Consider the following 16963-nt stretch of genomic DNA (forward strand, 5'->3'; position numbering starts at 1 on the left):
TTCATCCGCAGCGTATCGTAATGCATAAGCCTGATTAAGCGGGGTGGTGGATCAAGTATATGTGGAGAAGAAAACCATTTTACAATAACGAACTGGCCGAATTTTTACTTCATATGTGTGTGTATGCCTATCGCCAGTATATCAATAATGGGCCAGTAGAAATCGTACCCGGCTTTCAGTTAGTTAAGGCCTTTAAAGCCTCAAGCATCGGTGTACCCGAATGGTTTGGATTTATCCTGGAATCAGATGATGCAGCGGTGATTGCTTTTCGCGGTACGCAATCAGATGAAGACTGGATAGCTGATGCTGCCATCCGACAATCCCCTTACCTTTATCATCCCGGCGCAGGTCAGGTTCACCGGGGCTTTCAGTCAATCTATTCCACATGCAGAGATGAAATTTTAAAAGCGTATGAAGGCATATCGAAAAAAAAGAACCTGTTTATTACGGGCCATAGCCTTGGCGGTGCTTTAGCCGTTCTTCATGCGGCTGATGCAGCAGCAAACTCAGGATTCCGATCCATTGTCATGTACAGCTACGGCGCTCCACGGGTTGGAGACGGTTTGTTTGCGTCCGTATATGACCGGCTTGTACCGAATAGCATTCGCTTTGTTAATAAGACAGACATTGTTCCAAAGCTCCCGCCTATTATCGTTTACAATCCCATTAACCACTCCAAATCCTTTTACCAGCATGTTCAAACGTCCTATCCCTTCACTATTGATTCAGGCTCCATTTCGGCAAACCATATGCCCGGCACCTACTTCACGGGATTAGAGAGTTTGAATCGGCTCATCTATATGTAAAGAAAGCTGGTCTTCATTTTTTTCTCATAAGTAACGCACTTATTGCCTCAGTGAACCGGAGAGCATCAAAATGTGCTGAAGGAAAGTCAGAAATGCAAAAGGTTATTCTGAATCCTCATACATCTAAGCACCACCCTTCTTAATCGGGTAAGACCCGCGTCCCCTGCATCGGTCCTTCAGTCTATGTCCCTGTCCCGCTAAAATGTCCATGAAAAAACCCCCTTATCCAGAAAGGGGGGGGGCAGTTTATTGAGCGGCCAGGACATCCGCGAATTCTTTAGCGTATTGCGGGAGATCCGGAGGCCTGCGGCTCGAGACGATGTGGCCGTCTGTAATGACTGCCGTGTCATGCCAGATTGCACCTGCATTGGTCATGTCATCTTTTATTCCAGGTGTGCTCGTGACGTTTCGGCCCTTCAGAACTCCTGCGGAGATGAGAACCCAGCCGGCATGGCAAATCTGTCCGATTGGTTTCTCATTCTGGTCCATGTGACGGACCATGTCCAATACTTCCGGGTAGCGGCGAAGCTTGTCCGGAGACCAGCCTCCGGGTACAAGGATCGCATCGTAGTCTTCAGGTTTTACATCAGAGAAAGCAATATCCGACGTAACGGGAATACCGTACTTTCCTTTGAAGGTTTGATCTGCTTTTTCACCAGCGATATGAACCGTTGCTCCTTCTTCTCTTAAGCGCAGAACCGGATACCAAAGTTCAAGATCTTCAAATTCATCACTTGCAAGCTGAATAATTTTTTTGTTTTCTAGACGCAATTAAAACACCTCCGGATTTAAGTATATCACGGAGGTAGCTATGAGCTGCACTGTTTGGATCGCAAGCCTTATGTCGTCCAATCAATCATCATTCTTATTGGCTGCATTTCTCAATCTGCGGATGATGGAAGCAATGACGCTGATCTCATCCTGAGAAACAGGTTGTCCATCAATTATGAGGTCATACTTAACGAATAGATGCTTGGATTGAAGATCGATCACTTCTTTATTTCGCTTTTGGGAAACGAGCAGATCACTAATCTCGACGTTGTATACCTCTGCAATCCTTTTTAATAATGAAATAGAGGGTACATAGAGACCCCGCTCTATTTTCGAAAGATTGCTGTAGTCATAGTTCACTTTTTTGGCAAGGCTTTGAAGGGTATCGCCATTGCATTTTCGCACTTCCTTAATACGGTTTTCCATAATAGGCACAACCTCACTTCTACCCTATTGTACCCATTGCATACGCTTGAGTGAATATTCGAATACTCATTTGGGTATACTAGAAAAATTTTTTTGTGTTTTTGGTCACAAAGACCAATTAGGTGAATAGGATAGTGCTGAGGACACCTTTTTTAGGGTAACCTCATCTCACTTCTTCTTCGCTCTGCTTTTTGAGGGTTTTGCTCTTCATTAAAGATAGAATAGCAGCGTTGTGCCGGGCCGGGAACTGCATTCCAGGACAGCTGCAGCATCAAAAAAAAGAACAGGACCGGGCGCTTTTATTTGCCCACCGGCTCCTGTTCTTTTGTGTGATCTTGTAAAAGTGGACTTGCACGGAAAATTGCCGGAACTGTTTTCCTCCCGAACCAGTTTGCAGCATGTTCCAGCCATACAATCATCCTATTCATTGATTTTTCCTCCGCCTCATCGTATTTGCTAATCTATTCCCTCATCCGCTCATTCTTAAGCCTATGAGAAAGCTTTAGCTAATATCCTCAGACGATTGATGCAATTGATAATAAGCTCTTCTACACCGGATCAGTTCTTCATGTGAGCCTTTTTCGATAATTTCCCCATGATCCAGGACGATAATTTGATCAGCCTGACGGATTGTGTTCAGCCTGTGGGCAATGACGAAGCTCGTCCTTCCTTCCATGAGCGTTCTTAAAGCATCCTGAATTTTCAGCTCCGTGATCGTATCAATGCTGCTTGTAGCTTCATCCAGTACGAGAATAACCGGATCAGACAGAAGGGCTCTTGCGATTGACAGAAGCTGCCTTTGCCCCTGGCTGATTCCGCTTCCTTCGTGTTTAAGGACCGTATCATACTTTTGTGGAAGCTTCATGATAAAAGAGTGGGCGTTAGCCTGTCTTGCTGCTTCCACTACCTCCTGGTCGGATGCATGAAGACGCCCGTAGCGGATGTTTTCACGAATGGTCCCTTCAAATAAGAAAGGATCCTGAAGAACAAAGCCCATATTCTTCCTTAAGTCTGCCCTTCTGATTTTGGTGATGTCCTCTCCATCCATTAAAATCGTCCCCTCCGTCGGGTCGTAAAAGCGTGAGAGCAGGTTAATGACCGTTGTTTTTCCCGCACCCGTTGCACCGACGAAAGCTATCATTTCTCCTTTTTCCGCCTGGAAATTTACGTCTTTGAGAGTCGTTTCACCTTCAGTATAACCAAAGGAAACACCGCGGAAGGCTACGTCTCCTCTTGTAATTCCATTTGTGAGATCCTTGCTGCCGTCTTCCCTTTCTTCTTTTTCATCCATAATTTCAAACACGCGCTCTGCACCTGCGACCGCTGACAAAATTGTATTAAACTGGTTGGCAAGGTCATTGAGCGGCCGCGTAAACTGCCTCGAGTACTCAATAAAGATGACAATGGTGCCAATTGTAATCCAGCCTTTGATAGCCATGAAGCCTCCTGCGGCTGCAATGATTGCAAAGCTTAGGTTGTTTAGAACGTTCATGAGCTTAGGGATGAAACCAGAGTAGGTCTGCGCCCAGAACCCTGCTTCGCGCAGTCTTAAGCTCCGGTCCAGAAACTCCTCCGTAACCCGGTCTTCCTGGGAAAAAGCCTTAACAATTTTCTGGCCGGAGAAGGTTTCTTCAATATATCCATTCAATGCTCCAAGATGCTTTTGCTGTTCTTTAAATTTTTTGCCGGTTCGCTTTGTAATCCATTTCATTCCGAACAGCATGAGCGGAATGATGGTCATTGCCAATGCTGTAAGCAAGGGGCTGAGGATGAGCATAAAAATTACAGTCCCTATCAGAGTCAGTACGCTTGACAGGATTTGAATAACGGAACTGTTCAGTGTTTGGCTGACGTTATCCATATCATTTGTAATCCGGCTCATCAGCTCGCCATGCTGCCGTTTATCAAAAAAGGCAATCGGCAGTTTTTGAACATGCTGAAAGAGCTGTACTCTCATTTTGTAAACCGCCTGCTGGGCGATGCCGGCCATCCAGAAATTCTGAAGCCACGAAGAAATGGAAAACCCTGCGTACACTAGAATCAGCAGGAACAGCTGGCGGGTAAGGCCATTTGTTTGCAAAGGAACGATAAACCGGTCAATTGTCTGTCCAATCAGATAAGGTCCAAGCAGCCCGAGCGCTGAGCTTGCAAAAATCATGAAAACAACAAGGGTGAGCAGTCCTTTGTTTCCATCCATATAACTCCATATTCTTTTAACTACTCCCGGCCAATTGTCAGGCCGCTTCTGTTTGGTTCCTTGAAGCTGATGGCTAGAGGGCCTCATAAACGTGCTCCCCCTTCATTTGAGACTCCCAGATCTGTCTGTATATACCGGAGGATTCAAGCAGCTCTGAGTGAGTGCCGGCATCCTTGAGCTCTCCTTCCTCCAAAAGAAGGATCTGATCCGCTTCTGAAGCTGTACTGATTTTCTGAGTGATGAGAAAAGTGGTACAGGAATAGGATTTCAGTGCTTTTAGCAGCCTGCCTTCCGTATTCATGTCAAGAGCGCTCGTGCTGTCATCCAGAAGCAGAATCGCAGGTGTTCGGATTAATGCTCTCGCAATAGACAGCCTCTGCTTTTGCCCTCCGGAAAGGTTGACGCCTTTTTGTCCGACCACTGTGTCATATCCAAGCGGCAGATTCTCAATAGTATCGTGGATCTGGGCATCTTTAGACGCTTGTATAATTTGATCCATCGTTGCTTCAGGGCAGCCCCACGCAATATTTTCGCGGACCGTTCCCGTAAATAAAACAGCTTCCTGCGGAACATACCCGATTTGGTTTCGTAAATCCTTCAGCCGGAACTCTTTTACATTTTTACCGTCAAGAAATACATCCCCTTCCTCTGCTTCATAAAGTCTGGGAATAAGCTGAAAGAGGGTCGATTTACCGGATCCGGTTGCCCCCATTAGCGCGGTCGCTGTCCCCTTTTCAGCACGCAAGCTGATCTCATGCAGAACCGGGGCTTCACTGCCCGGATAGGAGAACGTAACCTTTTTGAATTCCACACTCCCCTCCTCTAGCTGAGGGAGGGATTCAGTTTGAGGAGCCTCTTTGAGATGAGGCTCTGTTTCCAATACTTCTGAGACGCGGTGAGAAGAAGCCTTTGTTCTGGAAAAAGCCATGATAATAAAGGAAAACATCGAAATGGCCGCTGTAATTCTTAAAGAATAGTTCACGACCGCCACCACTTCCCCGACTTTGGCTCCGCCGCTGCTAGCCTCTGAAACACCAAACCAAAGGATTGCGATAATACCGGCATTCATCACAAAATAAAGAATGGGCATGGTCATTTCAATCAGGCGCAATACCGAGGTGGTCCGCTTTCTCAATTCTTCTGTAGCGCTTGTAAAGCGGCGGATTTCGTATCCAGAGTTTAAAAAAGCTTTAATGATGCGCATTCCTGCCAGATTTTCTTTCATGACCCCATTCACGTTATCGAGCCGTTCCTGAACGAGGCGGAACATCGCGCCCCCGGCCTTCAGCACCCATAAAAGAAAGAAAATAAGCACAGGAATAGCGAACACCAGGATGAGGGCCAGTTTCACATTGACAATCAAGGCCATCACTGTTCCCCCGATGACAAGGAGCGGGGCCCTGAGCATTATACGCAGACTCATAAAAACAGTCATCTGGATGGTATTAACGTCATTCGTTACTCTCGTAATTAAAGAAGAAGGCTGGAATTCATCAAGGTTGGAAAAGGAGAAGGACTGCACTTTTTGAAATAAGCTGCTCCGAAGATCGTAAGCAAATCCCTGGCTTACCTTGCTTGCCAGAAAAGAATTGGCCACACCTGCTGCGAAAGCAAAAACCGACATGGCGAGAAGCACGCCTCCCCAAAACCAGATGACCCCCAAATCTTTCTGCAAAATCCCCTGGTCAATCATCCGGGCAATAATAAGAGGCTGGAGCAATTCTACCGCAAGCTCTGTCAGCATAAGACCAAGTGCAAGGCCAGCAGGCAGCCGGTACGGTTTTAAATACGAAAACACCCTGTTCATGGTATCCCTTCTCTATGTATGGATTGTTCTTTCTATCATATCCTTATGCAGGAAATAATTTAATTATTTTGATTGGAAAATGGGCTGGAATCTGAAATACAGCAAGGGGGCTGAGCAATCGGCCCACCCCCGCAAGTTATTCTCCCAGGCCTTTCAGCTGCCTGCTTTTTTTAATAAAAACAAATGCACCGATTCCAATTCCATACACAACGATCTCTGCAGTAATCAGGTTGACCATTCCTGCCTGATAAAGGCCTGGAAAAAAGTCGATGAGCGCATGAATCAATATGGCGCCAAATATCCAGCCATATTTTTTGTTTTTAACGGCATAGAGGACCAGCAGGGATAGAGCAATCTGAATGAAGAAAGCAGCGGCCCTTTCCAAGCCTCCCATAAATGCCACAGGGAAAGTAAGCCCCGTTAACGCACCTGTCAGCTGCTGGATGACCTCCGGCGGCAGGCTTGCACCCATCGTTTCCTCAAGCCTGCCCGAATTTTGCAGAAGAGCCAGAGATATGAGCTGGATGCTTCCGAGAGTTCCGATTAAAAGCGCTTCAACTCCTCCGTGGCCCAAACCATAGGCAAGACCGTCCTTTCGCTCCTGATACATTTTCAGCACCCATGCAAAAGCGATAAACCGGCCCATTTCCTCGAAAAATCCTGCGGACAGGCCGCCATATATAGCAAACAGGATCGGCTGATCGACTATAGCGGAGGTCGATTCATTCGTTACTAGAATAAATTGGTTAACAGCACCGCCCAAAACATTAGAAAACACAAAAAATATCAGGATCCCAATTAAGACAGGACGGAAGGCAATCCGGTATTTTTTCCTTAGAAGGATGTATCCTGCAACTGGAAGGATGATGGAGATGATCATTTGAAATACAAGGCCAATAATGGCGGATTGTGATACCATGCGGACTTCCTCTTTTCTCTATTTTATCTGATGTTTATTTTACCATACTTTAAATTATCCAAATATTGAATGAAGATTAGAATGCACTCGGAAAAAGCTGGGAGGTCTTAAGGAGGGATGCTCTTATGGGAATAGCAATCGTTATGATCATGATCCCATTCTTCATTTTCGCTGCCGTTTTATCGAAAGGGAAAGGAGCTTTTCTGATTGCAGGCTATTATACAATGTCTGAAAGTGAAAAGGCTCAATATGACGAAGCAGCCTTGTGCAGGTTTATGGGAAAAGTGATGTACAGTGTCAGCTTTTGCCTGGCGCTGATGGCATTAGGGGAGATGCTGGAGATGGACGCTTTGCTTGGTGCAGGTGTTATTCTCTTAACAGCTTTGATCATTTTTTTATTCGTATACTCAAATACATCCAATCGATTTAAAAGAACCCATTAATTTGGAACAGGGCAAGCGTAAAGAGCAGACTCCCAACCGGGAGTCTGCTCACCTTATTTCGCTTCTTCTTTTGCTGCCGATTCCACTCTTGTTCTTAAATCGTCCATGTTACGTCCAAGAAACATTTTCCCATTGACGAAAAGGGTTGGAGTTGATGTTACGCCAAGCTGTATAGCGAGGGCATCATCTTCATTGGCGGCAAGCTTACCTTCTTTATTTTCATAACTCTCAATCACCTTGTCCACATCTTCCTTCCCAGCCATCGTGCTTAGAAGATTTGTCAGGTAATCTTTTTTGTAGATATCCTTGTTTTCAGCTTCAGGATCTGACGGCTGAGCATCATAGAGCGCCTTATGGAATTCCCAAAACGTATCGTTGCCAAGCTCCAGATAGACGCTCTCCGCGAACTCTGCAGAACGGTAGGAGTCAACATTGATAAACGGATGCTGAAAAAAGAAAAACTGCACTTTTCCGGTTTGAATCAATTCCTCGTCGATCTGTTTAAAAAATGTGTCGTTAAACCCTTTACAGGCCGGGCATTTGTAATCGCCAAATTCAATTATTTTCACCGGGGCATCCTTATCTCCCAGGTACGGTTCATTTTCATAGGAAATGATGCCGGGATTGCTCAATGCTGACCGGTTATAGCCAACAAACAGCCCGCCGATTAGGATGGCCAGCAGGATGACAAATAAAAGCCCGAAAACAAAAGGTTTTTGAGAAAATGTATTCTTTTGCTCTTTTTCCATATACTCACTTCCTATTTCTTCATTTCATGTGAAAATCTCTTGCCTGCGTGTTACAGTCATACTCATTTTACAACACTCATCCCCCTGCTAAGCCAAAAGTTATGGCGAGAAAATGAACTTTCCCTGCCAGCCCTTTTACCTTCCCCGCTCCTTATTCAGCCGGTTAAGCTGAGTTTGCCTGATCGCCTGGTTGATCACCTCTGAAAATACGAGTCCGATGGCGATGGAGCCGGAAACCATAAAAGCTTTAGCTGCAAGACTTAAAGCGAGATCATAATTATTCTGGACAAAATTGCGCATTGCGTCATAAGCCATCCCTCCGGGGACAAGAGGGATGACACCGGCTACACTGAAAATGATTACAGGCGTTTTATATATTTTTGAGAAGACCTGGCCTGTTACCGCAATAACAAAAGACGCCACCACTGTAGAAAATACCGTATCATACCGGCTCTCAACCATGACATAGTAGATAATCCACCCAAGCATCCCGACGAATCCGCATTTGACCAGGGATTTTCTCGGTGCATTAAAAATCATGCCGAATGCTGCTGAGGCAATAAAGCTTGTAATGAGCTGTTCAATCATGAAGGATCCTCCTATCCGGCAAAAATGGAAAAGACGAGTGCAATACCGGAACCGATGGCAAAGGCGGTAAGAAAAGCCTCTGCTCCTTTAGAGAGCCCCGAAATAAGATGACCGGCCATCAGGTCCCTCACTGCATTCGTAATCAGAAGTCCGGGTACGAGCGGCATGACGGAGCCGATGATAATCTTGTCCACCTGATGGCCAATCCCGGCGTTAACAAACAGGAAAGCAAGGAGGCCGATAATAAAAGACGCAAGGAACTCTGAGAAAAATTTAATCGGTACAAGCCTGTGAAAATAAATCAGGCTGATAAATCCTGCTCCTCCGGCTGCTATAGCGGGCAGAAAATCCCCCCACTGCCCCATAAACATAATAAGAAAGCAGCCGCTCGCGACAGCGGCCGCGGCAGACTGAAGCCAGAATGGATACGTGTGTCCTGCTTTTTCAACGCTTTTCAATTCAGTGTAGGCATCGTCTGCATTGAGCTCGCCGCTGCTGATCTTTCTGGAGATGGCATTTACGAGGGCGACTTTTTCCAGGTCTGTTGTTCTTTCCGCAATCCGAATCAGTTTCGTCTTCGTCGGCTCTCTCCCTTCCACAGAAAAAATAATTCCTGTCGGTGTTACATAGCTGTGAGAAAGACGGAAACCGAAAGCGGAAGCCATACGGGTCATCGTATCTTCTACCCGATAGGTTTCCGCGCCGCTTTGAAGCATTATTTTCCCGGCGAGCAGGCAGACATCCATAATTTCATATGTAAAGGTCATTTGTTTATCCATAGCATTCTCCCAGCTTTGTCAATGTCGAAACAACTCTAGTGTAGCTGAAAAAAACAATCCGGACAATTTTAAGCTATATCCGTATTTTCGGGAAATCAAGTCTACAGCGCAGTACAAAGAATAAATGACGAGTAAATCGTTTTGAATTGACAGCTGCTCCATAGGAGACGGATGGGCGCCAGAGCCTACAAAGCTTAAGCTGACGGAGATTACCCATTGAAGCAAACATTAGTATTTTAACCTTCATGGAAGCCTGACTATACGAGACGATAAAGATCAGACATCTTCAGCGGGCGGCCTCAGTAATGTTATATCCATCCCCTTTCCGCCCAATTCAAGCTGTCAGCCCGGTGAGGAAAAAAGAAATAACAAGGAAGCCATTGACAACCTTCCTCTGGTTGCATGAGAATTAAAGGAAGAATGACTCATCCAGCAAGGAGATTTTTATGGAAACTAAAGCTAAGGCTCTCTACCAATATCTTGTCGACACTGCTCCTGAATTTACAGAAGTATGGTACACACATCAAACGGTCAAGCCGGGCTCTGACTACTCTTCCGATGCCCCGGAGCAGATAGTGGAGAAAATAAAAGAGCAAAACACCAATTACGTGAGGCTTGTTGCCAAATCCCTTGATCAGACAGAGGAAGAAATGAAGGAAAGCATTAGAGAATGGACGAAGAAAACCGCCGCCGACCGGGCGCAATCCAGGACTTCAATTGGAGAAGTCACCCGCAACTTCGGAGTTTTCCGCCGCGTATTCTGGCAGTTCATCGAGCGTTTTGCAAAAGAAACAAGTCTCCCAATCATGATCCAGGATCTTTTCTATTGGGAAAAAAAGCTGAACACCAGTCTTGATTATGTCATCGAATCTTTTACGAAGCAATTCATGAAAATCATGATTACCCGGCTTGAAGCGCAGTCCTCTCTCATTAAAGAGCTGAGCGCACCTGTCATTGAACTGCATGATCATATCGGACTTCTGCCAATTATCGGCGATATTGACACAGCAAGAGCAAAAAACATTCTTGAATCTGCCTTGGAACAAAGCATTGATTTAAGAATAACGGTCCTCATTCTTGACCTTTCCGGCGTCGTGACCGTTGATACGATGGTGGCAAAAGAAATTTTTCAGCTCGTAGAAGCACTCAGGCTGATTGGCGTTGAAACGGTTATAAGCGGGATTCGGCCCGAGGTCGCCCAGACAGCTATCCAGCTTGGCATTGACTTTTCCGGAATTAAAACAGAAAGCACTCTTCAAAAAGCAGTCAGAAAAATGGCCAGTGTATAGGAAAAGCAAAAGCCATCCGGTGAGGATGGCTTTTGTTCCGTTTTAAAGGCCGGAGTCATGGCGTAAATGGTGTTTAAAAATGCAGAAAAATGACTTTTCGATGATATTCTTAGCAACCCCAAAGCCATGCAGACCGATGGCTGCTTTTAGCCCGGGCCAGGCTTTATTAAGAGACGGTCTCTTTGCTCAGCAGCTCATTCAGCTCTCCCGGCGGCAGCGGCGGGCAAAAATAAAAGCCTTGAATAGACGGGCATCGCAGCTCGTCAAGAAAATCAAGCTGCTCTCTCGTTTCTACCCCTTCGGCGACAATTTCGAGGTCAAGGTCTCTTGCCATAGAAATAATGCTCGATAAAATCGCGTTGCTCTGTTTGCTGCTGTTGATTTTTTTGATAAAGGACCTGTCGATTTTCAGCACATCGATTGGCAGCTCCTGCAAATAACTTAACGAGCTGTACCCTGTCCCGAAGTCGTCGAGACTGATTTTGATGCCGAGCGCTTTCAGCTCCGTCAATTTTTGAATTGTTTGTTCTTTATTTTCAATCATCGCACTTTCAGTAATTTCAATTTCTGCATATTCCGGGTTCAAGCCGGTCTCTTTTAAAACATTCTTAACCGTTTGAACAATCTCTTCATCATAAAAATGGTAATGGGAAAAGTTTACAGCCACCCTCTGCAAAGGATAGCCTCTTTCCCTCCACTCTTTCATCTGCAGAAAGGCGTTTTTCAGCACAAATTTTTCGAGCAATCGAATCAGCCCTGTTTTTTCGGCTATCGGGATAAAAACACCGGGAGATACCGGGCCGAGTTCAGGATGGGTCCATCTCACAAGCGCTTCCGCACTGTTGAAGCCTCTTTTTTCAAGACTGAACTTAGGCTGGTAATGCAGGGTCAATTCTTCGTTTTGAATCGCTTTTCTCAATTCATTTTCCATATAAAGCCCGCGGTGATAATGTTCGTTCAGCTCATTTGAAAAGATGATTTGTTCCCCGGGCTGCTTGCTTTTCGCTACATGAAGCGCCATGCTCGCATATTTGAACACTTCCTCATGATTGCTGCTGTGCAGAGGATAAGCTGCTGCGCCGGATGCTGCATTCAAATTAACTGATATTTCTTTATAGCAAACCGGCTTCTCCAGTGCTTGAAGGAAGGATCGATCGATTTTTGGGGGCTTCTTCCCATATAACACGATGGAAAAGACACCTTTATCTGTGCATCCGATCAGCGAACCCTCCGGCATGCAGCTTTTCACCCTTTCGGAAGCCGCTTTGATCACTTCATCTCCAGCATTTTCCCCATACAGCTCCTGAATGCTTTGAAGGTTTACTATACATAAAGACAAAAGCGTATAAGGCCTTTCTGTCTCCTTCAATAAAGTCTTAAACCGTTTCTCGTTCGGCAAACCGGTGAGATCGTCAAAGTAGGCAAGCTTTTGTATCATCTCTTCTGCTGTTTTAATTTCCGATATATCTTTTAAAATGGCATAAAGACCTGTCACTTTCCCGCCGGCGTTAATGGATATTATAGAGGCGATAGCGGTAATGGATGCTCCATTCTTTTTCATTACACTGACTTCTGCAGAAAACGCTTGACCGGCAATTGCTTTCGATACATTAAATCCAGAAATTTCCTCAGGCTTCCCGAGAAGAGTATAGCTTTCACCCTGAAGCTCTTCTTCGGAATAGCCTGTCAGCAAGGCTGCCGCCCGATTGCATCCGGTTATGATGCCGGCTGCATCAAGAGTAAAAACCGCATCCAGGTTATTCTGATAGAGCGAAGCATACTCTTCATTTTTTACATTAAGCTTCCGGAACGAATAATAGGAAGGAACAAACTCAAGTGCTGCCATTGAAATAAGCCCTACCGTATAAGGGAGCAGAACAAGCGGCTGATGCTGATCACCGATTGAAAGGACGGACAAAATGACCATGTACGGAAATACGGACAGGGCGCACCCAATCAGCACGCTTCCGCTGATGCTCCAATAAAATGCAGCCCGGTTTGATTCCTCATCCAGAATAAGGAACAGAAGCTGGGCTCCTGAAAAAACGGTACCGGTCATAATGGTCGCACACATAACGATAAGAAGGACATTCCACTTCATCTGATCTTCGTAAACCGGGTAGAATCCCGCATAATCCGCTGCAAGCAGGGCGATAGTCAGATAGACGCAGACTTTTGAATAGTGCCTTGCATTTCGCCTTCCTGCTTTTCTCCCGTCGATAAAATGCAGCAAAAGGTAAACGAGGAAAATAAAAACCGGCAAATACACCCCGTTTGTCAGATCAGGGCTAACCGAAAATCGCAAAGAGGTGTAAAATAGAATTTGAGTTATCCAGAATATCAGCCCAATTGCGGCGGATACGAGAATTTTTTCTGAATTGGAAGTCTGGGGATGGTTCTTAAGTTTAATGGAATAAGCAAGAATTCCGAAAACACTGATCATACTAATGATTGCACATGCTCCATAGACGACTGGATCTACAAAGCTTCCAATATGACTTACCCGATTCGGATCCACTGGCCATCTCCCTTTTCTCTCTTAATTTAAGCAGAGCCTGCTTAAAGCAAGGGTTATGTATTAGTTATCGGGCTGTTTAGATGTAATTTTTAGCTTTTAAGGAAAATATTTCACAGGAGGATGTATTATGAGTGAAGAAATAAACAATCACGCAGATGAAAAGCCGAAAGGCAAAATGTCGCTGCAGGAAGCGATGAAGCAAAGACTGGCAGTTAAGAAGAAAGAACAAGCCGGCGGACAGGCTGATAACGGTCTCGTAAAATCCACGAAGAAAATGACGAGCCAGCAAACAAAGAAACCAAATAATCAGCGCCGGCGTACCGGGGTCTGACCATGGATGGCCGACAAAGAATCCATATTAAACCAGGTATCCGGGTAAATATTGTCCTGAAGGCCGATCAGCGCACAGGCAGGCTGACAGAAGGCAAGGTAAAGGATATTCTCACCAACTCTGCGAACCACCCCCACGGAATCAAGGTAAGGCTTGAGGATGGACAGGTTGGCCGTGTGCAGGAGATTTTGGAAAACTAAAAAAGGCTGTCCCCGCTGAACAGGTTGGGGCAGCCTTTTTGCTTTTAAGCTTATACATCTAGACTAGTGTGAGACGATGAACCTGATCTGTCCGTTACCTCGTTCCATACCGCCGGTAGCCTGGCTTTTTCTCCCCGTATTTCCCCATTGGCCTGCGGGAGAGAGCGGTTTTCAGGTAGGAAGCGCCTTCTTCATTTTTGCATTGAAGCAGAGCATGGAGCTGCATGACGTCATCGAGCGCCCGGTGCGTCTGTGAGGCCCCCAGTCCATGCTGCCTTATCAGATAGAGCAATTTGGATTGAAAAAAACCATACTCCTTCCACGGGATATGCCGGACACTGCAATGCCAGCGAAGATCGGCCGCTTCCGGATACATAGCGCAGACAAAGCTTCTGTCAAAGGAAGCATTATGAGCGAGGGCAAAGTCCGCCTTGCTGAACGCTTCCAGGACCCGATCATCCTGAAAAGCCTGTCCTTCTACCGCTTCGAACGGAATGCCATGAATTCTGTATGCCTGCTCATAGTTTGCAAGAGCCCCCGGTCCTTTCGGTTCCCTCAAATACGAATGCTCCTCTTCTATTCCAAGGAATTCATCATTCGACTGGTGATAACGAAAAAGGATGATTCCAATTTCAATCATTTCATCCTGCCTGGGTGACAGCCCTGTTGTTTCGACATCTACAATCATGCCGGTCAATATGTCCTTATTTCCAATCAACTGAATCCCTCTTTCTGTTAACGTTTCTATTCATCTTAAATACGATTCCCGGTTTTCTCCAGCTTCTGTGTGTTTTTTCAGAGCCGGGTTGGGGAAAGGGGTTATTATTGAGTACAAGGAGGCCATTTGATGACCATTTTTTCTCGTGATGCGTTAAAAAACCAGCACATTCTTATTACAGGCGCTACCGGCGGCATCGGATACGAAACAGCAAAGGCGTGCGCTGAAGCCGGTGCCAATCTCACAATAACCGGCAGAGATGAAGATAAGCTCGCAGCGCTTCAAGGGGACTGCGAAGAATTAAATCCCGGTGTCTCAATCCTGCTGTTCAGCGCGGACCTTGATGCAGCGGATGAGCGGGACAGCCTTTTGGATGCAGCTGTTTCCGAAAACGGTCCGGTTACAGGGCTTGTCAACGGTGCCGGGATTGCAGGAGGCGGTCCCCTTGAAGAGCTGACAGAAGAGGATTTAAGGCGGATTATGGAGCTTAACTTCACCTCAACTGTCCTGTTTACTCAATTGGTCTACAGACATATGCTCGTGTCAGGGCGCGGGGCTGTCGTCAATGTTTCCTCTTTATCCGGCATAAGAGGAACCCACGGAAACAGCGCATATGCAGGGTCTAAATTTGCCCTCATCGGATTCACCCAGTCTTTTGCAGTGGAAGCCATTGAGCACGGAATCCGCGTAAATGCGGTCTGCCCGGGATATGTAGATACGAAAATGGGTCGTGCAAGCATCGGGCGAAAAGGCGAAAAAACAGGCCGCACCTATGAAGAAGAGCTGAAACAGGCGGAAGCCTCCATCCCCTCAGGGAGAATCAGTACACCAGAGGAAGTGGCAGCTGCTATTGTCTTTCTGCTGACCGATGCAGCAGCCAATATCGTTGGTGAATCCGTGAAAATTTGAGTCGGAAGTGTGATGTAGCATTTTTTAGCCGTTCGATGCCTTTTGCATCGTTTGGAGAATGCCCATATAAGCTTTTGCCTCCTGTGCCATCCCCATTTCCTTATAGGTTTTCGACAGCCATTGCACAGGTTCGGGGTTAGAAGGATTTAATTCCATTTCCCAGCTGAAGCAGTCAATCGCTTTTTGATATTGCTTCATTTCATGATAAAGACGTCCAAGAGCGAGCTGCTGTTCCGGGTCATCCTGGTAGGCAGCCATTTTTTTGAAGTTTTCCGTCATTAGAGACGGAATCGGATGCAGCCAGTTCAGGACTGCAGCAAAATCCTGATGCTTCAGCATGTTCGGTATGATTATTTTTAACATCCGTCCGCATTCCCTCTGATCCTCCATGCTCAGTATAAATTGCTGGAGCTTTTCCTCATCAAGCTTTTTATAATCAAAGGCAGGGTCTGACAGCAGAGTGATCAGCTGCTCTGCCCGGCATTCATCAGAATCCATCAGCACAGCAGCGGCATCCTCCAGCCTGCCATCGCTCATCAGCGCTTCAACCAGATCCTGTCTCGCCTTCGCGTCCCTCATTAATCCGCGGCAGGAGTCCCATAAAATGACGGCCCGCTCACTTGCTGTGAACCGGGCTGCCAGAAGCTTCGAAAACTCCTCATACAATTCAGGCGCCGGCTCCTTTTCATTTTTAAAATAATGAATATACTGCGCAGCCTGATCCATCCAGCGTTTTTGCTCAGCCAGCAATTTCTGAAGGCTTTTGAAAGAGGCTTTTCCTTTCTTCATACAAAGCACCTCAGCGTGCAGCGGGTCGGCCGTTTTCATTTCTGAAAAAGAACCCTCGTATATGAGCCTGTATTTCAAATAGTCCATATGCTGGGATAATTCATGAGCCCATTGATTTTTCGGATCCGCATCCAAAAGGGTGATCAGAACCTGATAAGCCATACGAAACTGTCCGCTTCTGCGGTATTGGAAGAAGAAAGACTTCGCTGCTTCTGTAATTTTCTCTTTTGAAACAAAGGAGTCAAAATGCGATAGAATATAAACCGTTTCCTGGGGAGTAAGCTGCTTGGACAGCGTTTTAAACAGCTGGGTCACCGTTCTCAGCTGCAGTGTCTGCGAGGGCGTAAAGAGTGCATCAATCAGAGGATGGGGAGCATCAACTACAATTCCCTTCCGGAATGCTTTGCTTAGCATAGAACCTTTTTTTATAGAAGTATACTTTCCAGTCAGAAACTGATTTTGATAAAAGAACAAGTAGCAGGTGCCTTTTTCCGGGTGGGATGCTTCAGCAATTCTCATCCGGTTGTAGAAAGCCAGTCTTTTGATAGGAAGCTGGTATGGCTTTTCTCCGCTTTGAGCAATCGTCGCATGTTCAATGTGTCCGCCCAATTGAATCCCTCCATATGTTCTTTTCTTTAAGTTTAACACTAAATAGGCAATTCCACAGAATAAAAGAACAAACACCCTGAAGAATATAGGCCGTTTCAGACGATGGAGCCGGACG

At 45.9% G+C, this 16963-nt stretch carries 18 protein-coding genes; 6 read left to right on the plus strand and 12 right to left on the minus strand.

The annotated features are described in order from the left end of the window. The first annotated feature begins 59 nt into the window (after window positions 1–59). Complete coding sequence (locus tag ACQCVE_RS12510) at window positions 60–806, plus strand: lipase family protein (protein ID WP_426863018.1); 747 nt, start codon at window positions 60–62, stop codon at window positions 804–806. A gap of 246 nt (window positions 807–1052) precedes the next feature. Here the strand turns inward: ACQCVE_RS12510 and ACQCVE_RS12515 are convergent, their stop codons facing one another. From ACQCVE_RS12515 to ACQCVE_RS12540, 6 genes are all read right to left on the minus strand, one after another. Continuing rightward, a complete protein-coding gene (locus tag ACQCVE_RS12515; protein ID WP_426844764.1) occupies window positions 1053–1577 on the minus strand; it encodes a type 1 glutamine amidotransferase domain-containing protein in 525 nt (174 codons plus the stop codon). An 81-nt stretch (window positions 1578–1658) separates the two neighbouring features. After that, window positions 1659–2003: a helix-turn-helix transcriptional regulator gene (locus ACQCVE_RS12520; protein WP_426844765.1), complete on the minus strand. Its 345-nt coding sequence runs from the start codon at window positions 2001–2003 to the stop codon at window positions 1659–1661. A gap of 299 nt (window positions 2004–2302) precedes the next feature. Next, window positions 2303–2431 (minus strand): hypothetical protein, encoded by a 129-nt coding sequence (locus tag ACQCVE_RS12525; protein WP_426844766.1) that lies wholly within the window; start codon window positions 2429–2431, stop codon window positions 2303–2305. Window positions 2432–2505: 74 nt separating this feature from the next. After that, window positions 2506–4287, minus strand: coding sequence for an ABC transporter ATP-binding protein (locus tag ACQCVE_RS12530; RefSeq protein ID WP_426844767.1), 1782 nt, complete (start codon window positions 4285–4287; stop codon window positions 2506–2508). Continuing rightward, a complete protein-coding gene (locus tag ACQCVE_RS12535) occupies window positions 4274–6007 on the minus strand; it encodes an ABC transporter ATP-binding protein (protein ID WP_426844768.1) in 1734 nt (577 codons plus the stop codon). The genes ACQCVE_RS12530 and ACQCVE_RS12535 overlap by 14 nt, the downstream gene beginning before the upstream one ends. Before the next feature lie 136 nt (window positions 6008–6143). After that, the gene (locus tag ACQCVE_RS12540) at window positions 6144–6926 is read right to left on the minus strand and encodes a YhfC family intramembrane metalloprotease (protein ID WP_426844769.1); all 783 of its coding nucleotides are present in this window, start codon (window positions 6924–6926) and stop codon (window positions 6144–6146) included. Window positions 6927–7051: 125 nt separating this feature from the next. Between ACQCVE_RS12540 and ACQCVE_RS12545 the strand changes: the two genes are divergently transcribed. Then, window positions 7052–7369, plus strand: a complete 318-nt coding sequence (locus ACQCVE_RS12545) for a DUF3784 domain-containing protein (protein WP_426863019.1) — start codon at window positions 7052–7054, stop codon at window positions 7367–7369. Between the two features lie 53 nt (window positions 7370–7422). On the opposite strand, the gene ACQCVE_RS12550 is transcribed toward ACQCVE_RS12545, so the two are convergent. The 3 genes from ACQCVE_RS12550 to ACQCVE_RS12560 form a co-directional block, all read right to left on the minus strand. Next, entirely contained in the window at window positions 7423–8118 is a 696-nt protein-coding gene (locus ACQCVE_RS12550) for a DsbA family protein (RefSeq protein WP_426844771.1), read from the minus strand. Window positions 8119–8253: 135 nt separating this feature from the next. Beyond that, complete coding sequence (locus ACQCVE_RS12555) at window positions 8254–8706, minus strand: threonine/serine exporter family protein (protein WP_426844772.1); 453 nt, start codon at window positions 8704–8706, stop codon at window positions 8254–8256. Between the two features lie 11 nt (window positions 8707–8717). Beyond that, window positions 8718–9485 carry a threonine/serine exporter family protein gene (locus ACQCVE_RS12560; RefSeq protein ID WP_426844773.1) on the minus strand — a complete coding sequence of 256 codons (768 nt, stop codon included), beginning with the start codon at window positions 9483–9485 and terminating at the stop codon, window positions 8718–8720. 446 nt (window positions 9486–9931) lie between these two features. Here ACQCVE_RS12560 and ACQCVE_RS12565 point away from each other — a divergent pair, with 446 nt between their 5' ends. Continuing rightward, on the plus strand, window positions 9932–10774 hold the full coding sequence (locus ACQCVE_RS12565) for an STAS domain-containing protein (protein WP_426844774.1): 843 nt from the start codon (window positions 9932–9934) through the stop codon (window positions 10772–10774). A 166-nt stretch (window positions 10775–10940) separates the two neighbouring features. On the opposite strand, the gene ACQCVE_RS12570 is transcribed toward ACQCVE_RS12565, so the two are convergent. Then, window positions 10941–13292 carry a sensor domain-containing protein gene (locus tag ACQCVE_RS12570; protein ID WP_426863020.1) on the minus strand — a complete coding sequence of 784 codons (2352 nt, stop codon included), beginning with the start codon at window positions 13290–13292 and terminating at the stop codon, window positions 10941–10943. A gap of 127 nt (window positions 13293–13419) precedes the next feature. Here ACQCVE_RS12570 and ACQCVE_RS12575 point away from each other — a divergent pair, with 127 nt between their 5' ends. Both ACQCVE_RS12575 and ACQCVE_RS12580 read left to right on the plus strand, forming a co-directional pair. Then, window positions 13420–13623, plus strand: a complete 204-nt coding sequence (locus ACQCVE_RS12575; protein WP_426844776.1) for a hypothetical protein — start codon at window positions 13420–13422, stop codon at window positions 13621–13623. Between the two features lie 2 nt (window positions 13624–13625). Continuing rightward, the gene (locus ACQCVE_RS12580; RefSeq protein WP_426844777.1) at window positions 13626–13823 is read left to right on the plus strand and encodes a YwbE family protein; all 198 of its coding nucleotides are present in this window, start codon (window positions 13626–13628) and stop codon (window positions 13821–13823) included. 94 nt (window positions 13824–13917) lie between these two features. Here ACQCVE_RS12580 and ACQCVE_RS12585 read toward each other — a convergent pair whose 3' ends face one another. After that, complete coding sequence (locus ACQCVE_RS12585; protein WP_426844778.1) at window positions 13918–14541, minus strand: exonuclease domain-containing protein; 624 nt, start codon at window positions 14539–14541, stop codon at window positions 13918–13920. 129 nt (window positions 14542–14670) lie between these two features. Between ACQCVE_RS12585 and ACQCVE_RS12590 the strand changes: the two genes are divergently transcribed. Beyond that, the gene (locus tag ACQCVE_RS12590; protein ID WP_426863021.1) at window positions 14671–15450 is read left to right on the plus strand and encodes an SDR family NAD(P)-dependent oxidoreductase; all 780 of its coding nucleotides are present in this window, start codon (window positions 14671–14673) and stop codon (window positions 15448–15450) included. A 24-nt stretch (window positions 15451–15474) separates the two neighbouring features. Here the strand turns inward: ACQCVE_RS12590 and ACQCVE_RS12595 are convergent, their stop codons facing one another. After that, window positions 15475–16848: a tetratricopeptide repeat protein gene (locus ACQCVE_RS12595; RefSeq protein ID WP_426844780.1), complete on the minus strand. Its 1374-nt coding sequence runs from the start codon at window positions 16846–16848 to the stop codon at window positions 15475–15477. Window positions 16849–16963: the final 115 nt, after the last annotated feature.

The organism is Metabacillus sp. 113a, from assembly GCF_050107635.1.
Lineage (GTDB): Bacteria > Bacillota > Bacilli > Bacillales > Bacillaceae > Metabacillus_B.